Origin of the sequence: Halomonas sp., assembly GCF_041689495.1 — a bacterium.
In the GTDB taxonomy this organism is placed as follows: Bacteria; Pseudomonadota; Gammaproteobacteria; order Pseudomonadales; family Halomonadaceae; genus Halomonas.
Genome location: NZ_JBDNGD010000012.1, coordinates 1 through 3,735 on the forward strand (window position 1 = coordinate 1; position 3,735 = coordinate 3,735).

Below are 3,735 nucleotides of genomic sequence, written 5' to 3' on the forward strand. Positions count from 1 at the left end.
CCCTGGTGGTGCCGGGGTCACGGCTCTCCCTGGCCATGGAACTGATCCTCGGCCCTCTGGTCCGCCACCTGTTGAGCCAGCGGCGCTTCCGCTGACTCGTCGGCGGGAATAGCGGCCATGACCGTCGCCTGCCGGTTTCCTGACCCCTGAATTCACGCAACGAGCGGAGTCAACGCCCATGGACTGTCTGTTCTGCAAGATCATCAATCACGAGATTCCCGGCGACATCGTCTTCGAGGATGACGAGGTGCTGGCCTTCAATGACATCAACCCCCAGGCACCGACCCATATCCTGATCGTTCCCAAGAAACACATCGCGACCCTGAATGATATCGTGGAGGGCGACTTGCCCCTTGTCGGTTGCCTCCAACATACCGCCGCGCGGTTGGCCGCCGAGTTGGGATTCGCCGAGGAGGGCTACCGTGTGGTGATGAACTGCAACGAAGCGGCCGGCCAGACGGTCTATCATATTCATATGCACCTGATGGGCGGTCGACGCTTCACTTGGCCGGCTGGTTAGCCGGCGCTGCGTGTGAAATGCCGTAGCCACTCAGGCGATTCGACGCATCAGGTGCATCCCCGTCCTTACTCAGATCCCCAATGATGGATTACCCCTTATGCCTCGATGATGGTGAAGGAGTGGCTGATCTCCACTCCGCCCTTGCCCAGCATGATGGAGGCGCTGCAATACTTCTCGGCGGAGAGTTCCACGGCACGCTTGACCTGGGCTTCCTTCAGCCCCCGGCCACTCACGGTGAAGTGCACATGGATGCGGGTGAAGACGCTCGGCACCGTGTCGGCACGCTCGGCCTCGAGGGTTGCCACACAGTCGGATACCGGTGCCCGTGATTTCTCGAGGATCTCCAGGACATCGAAGGACGTGCAGGCGCCCAGCCCCATCAGCATCATTTCCATGGGACGCGGCCCCGTATTGCGTCCGCCATGGTCGGGAGGGCCATCGATGACCACGCTGTGTCCGCTCCCGGATTCGGCGACGAACTGCCGACCCTCGGTCCACTTGATATTGGCTTTCATCTGTCGGCCTCCTTCCTGTCGTTCATTGGGCGATGTCGTGTTTGAGCTGGACATGCCGCGATCTCAGCCCGGCAGCATAGCAGCTGGTGGCTCGCGACTCAGTCTCGGGTGCGCAGCCATCGGTCCAGTTCGGCGAGGCGCTCTGGCGTACCCACGTCCACCCAGCATCCGTCATGACGTTGACCGCCAACCCGTCCGGCCGCCATGGCGCGTCGCAACAAGGGGGCGAGGGCGAAGCTCCCGGGGGCCTGGTCGGCCACCAGCCTCGGGTCGATGAGGCTGATGCCGGCAAAGGTCAGTCGTGGTTCACCGCGCTCATCGATACGGCCCTGTTTGTCCAGGTGGAAGTCTCCACGTGGATGATGGTCCGGGTTGTCGACCAGCACCAGATGGGCGAGATCTTTGTCCAGTGTCGGCAGATCGGCCGGGTTCAGGTCGCACCAGATATCCCCATTGATCAGCAGGAACGGGGATTCCCCCAGCAGCGGTAGGGCATGATGAATGCCGCCACCGGTTTCCAGAGGGGACTCCTCGCGGCTCCAGGCAATGGAGACACCCAGGCTACCGCCGTCACCCAGGGCCTTGATGACCTGATCGGCACGGTAGCTGACATTGATCACGACCTCGGTGATGCCCGCCGCGGAGAGTCGCTCCAGATGATGCACGATCAAAGGCTTACCCCCGGCAGGCAGCAGCGGTTTGGGGCAGTGGTCGGTCAGTGGGCGCATGCGGGTGCCGAACCCGGCGGCCAGGATCATGGCCTTCATGTCTCTCTCCCACGCGACAGGGCATCCAGTCGGCGGAACAGCGCAGGGCGGAACTCTGCGGCGAGCCAGGCGGTGATGTCTTCATGTTCGGGAAGGGCCGCGAGGCTGTCCTCGAGGTGATCGAGAAAATGCGGCAGCCGTTCCAGGTAGCCTTGGCGTGCGTCGCGTAGCGTCAGGCGGCAGAAGATGCCCAGGACCTTGAGGGCGCGCTGGGCGGCCATGGCGTTGACCTGACGAAGAAAGGTCGTCTCGGGAAGGCTGCGGGGCAGGCGGCAGTCCGCGGTGGCGCGTCGCCGGAAGTCCTCGACCCAGGCGGCGAAGCGTGCCGGCGGGAATCGGCAGTAGCGCCCGCGCAACAGGGAAATCAGGTCATAGCTGATGGGACCGGCCACGGCGTCCTGAAAGTCGATCAGATAGAGTCTGTCGTTCTGGATCATCAGGTTCATGGCGTCGAAGTCCCGATGTACGGCAACTACCGGCTGGCCAAGCGCCGAGGCGATCAGTGCCTCCCTCAGGGCCATCCAGCCTTCGGGGACTGCGATGCCCAGCCATTCACCCAGACACCAGTCGGGGAAGAGGTCCAGCTCGCGTCCAAGCAGGGTGGCATCATAGGCAGGCAGTGAAGCTGGGATGGCGCGGTTCTGGAGCCGGTGCAGCAGATCGATGGCACGCTCATGCCAGGCCAGGGTCTCGGGATGGTCATTGCCGCGAAAGCAGGCCTGCAGCGGAGTGTCTCCCAGGTCGTCGAGTTCGAGGAAGCCCGCCGCGAGGTCCACGGCATGCAGCCCGGGGACCGGAAGGCCGGCGGCCCGCCAGGCTTGTGCAATGGTCACGAAGGGTCGGCTGTCCTCCTGTCGCGGCGGTGCATCCATCACTATTCGGCTGGTGTCGTCCGGGAGACGGAGGCGGAAGTAGCGGCGGAAGCTGGCGTCACCCGCGGCGAGATGCAGATCCAGGCTGTCTTCCGGCAGGCCATGGTTGGCGGCGGCCCAGTGGCGTAATCTGTCGGTTCGCTCTTGGGGAGTGGCCTCGGTCATTCCTGCTCCTGCTGGCTGATGGGATGGGGCATGGCTGGTTGACGGTTACCGGGCTTCGCCGCATGCTAAACCCACTTCATGGCCGACGTGTCGGCAACACGGCCCGATACCCCTGTATACTAACGTTTTTCCCTTCGCCGAGGACATCGAGAAAGATGGGCAAGCGATTCTCGTGGACATGGACGGCCCTGGCAGGCCTGGCTGGCGCCGGCCTGGCGAGCGGGCCACTCTCGGCGGCGCCTCCCGACTCGCTGCCGGCGGACCAGCTGGACTGGCAGCCCTGGGGCGATGCGCGTCCCGCCGGCGAGCTGTGCCGCGGCCGCTACGTGATGCCGGACTACCGTCTGCCGCCGCCGCCCGGCGAGAAGGTTGCGAGCGAGTCCGACAACGCCGATTACGGTGAGGACGGGGAGACCCTGCTTGGCGGTGAGGTGCTGCTGCGTCGCGGCGACGCCCAGCTCGAGGCACCACGAGTGCGGGTGCCTAGTAGCCGCGAGACGGCCTATGCCGAGGGCCCTATGACGCTGCGCGACCGCGGCCTGCTGGTGCGTGGCACGTCTGCCGAGATCTCCCTGAACAGCGACGCCGCGAGCATTGACACGGCCCACTATGTGGCCCACGAACAGCGCCTGCGTGGTGACGCCGTTCGCCTGGCTCGCCTCGAGGATGGCCGCTATCGTCTCACCGAGGCGAGCTTCACCACCTGCGAGCCGGGCAGCGACGTGTGGCGCCTGGTGGGCAACGATATCCTGCTCGATCGCGAGCGCGGCGTCGGCACCGCGAAGCATGCCCGGCTAGAGGTGGGCAAGGTGCCGGTCTTCTACTGGCCCTGGTTGCGCTTTCCCCTCGACGAGCGCCGCCAGACCGGCTTCCTGTGGCCGCTGCTGGGTCTCTCC

The 3,735-nt window shown here is 65.0% G+C and carries 5 protein-coding genes and 1 pseudogene; 3 read left to right on the forward strand and 3 right to left on the reverse strand.

Annotation, left to right across the window (positions count from 1 at the left end; genetic code table 11):
- Positions 1 to 95: pseudogene (locus ACESMD_RS00410) on the forward strand (phosphoribulokinase); the annotation flags it as partial.
- An 83-nt stretch (positions 96 to 178) separates the two neighbouring features.
- Positions 179 to 520, forward strand: a complete 342-nt coding sequence (locus tag ACESMD_RS00415; protein WP_372609327.1) for a histidine triad nucleotide-binding protein — start codon at positions 179 to 181, stop codon at positions 518 to 520.
- Positions 521 to 615: 95 nt separating this feature from the next.
- Here the strand turns inward: ACESMD_RS00415 and ACESMD_RS00420 are convergent, their stop codons facing one another.
- The 3 genes from ACESMD_RS00420 to ACESMD_RS00430 form a co-directional block, all read right to left on the reverse strand.
- Positions 616 to 1,035, reverse strand: a complete 420-nt coding sequence (locus tag ACESMD_RS00420) for an OsmC family protein (protein ID WP_372609328.1) — start codon at positions 1,033 to 1,035, stop codon at positions 616 to 618.
- Positions 1,036 to 1,133: 98 nt separating this feature from the next.
- Positions 1,134 to 1,802, reverse strand: coding sequence for an N-acetylmuramate alpha-1-phosphate uridylyltransferase MurU (murU, locus tag ACESMD_RS00425; RefSeq protein ID WP_372609329.1), 669 nt, complete (start codon positions 1,800 to 1,802; stop codon positions 1,134 to 1,136).
- Positions 1,799 to 2,839: an aminoglycoside phosphotransferase family protein gene (locus ACESMD_RS00430; RefSeq protein WP_372609330.1), complete on the reverse strand. Its 1,041-nt coding sequence runs from the start codon at positions 2,837 to 2,839 to the stop codon at positions 1,799 to 1,801. Before ACESMD_RS00430 ends, murU begins: the two co-directional genes overlap by 4 nt.
- Positions 2,840 to 2,994: 155 nt before the next feature.
- Between ACESMD_RS00430 and ACESMD_RS00435 the strand changes: the two genes are divergently transcribed.
- Positions 2,995 to 3,735, forward strand: a 741-nt coding sequence (locus ACESMD_RS00435; RefSeq protein ID WP_372609331.1) for an LPS-assembly protein LptD, incomplete at its 3' end; no start/stop codon positions are given.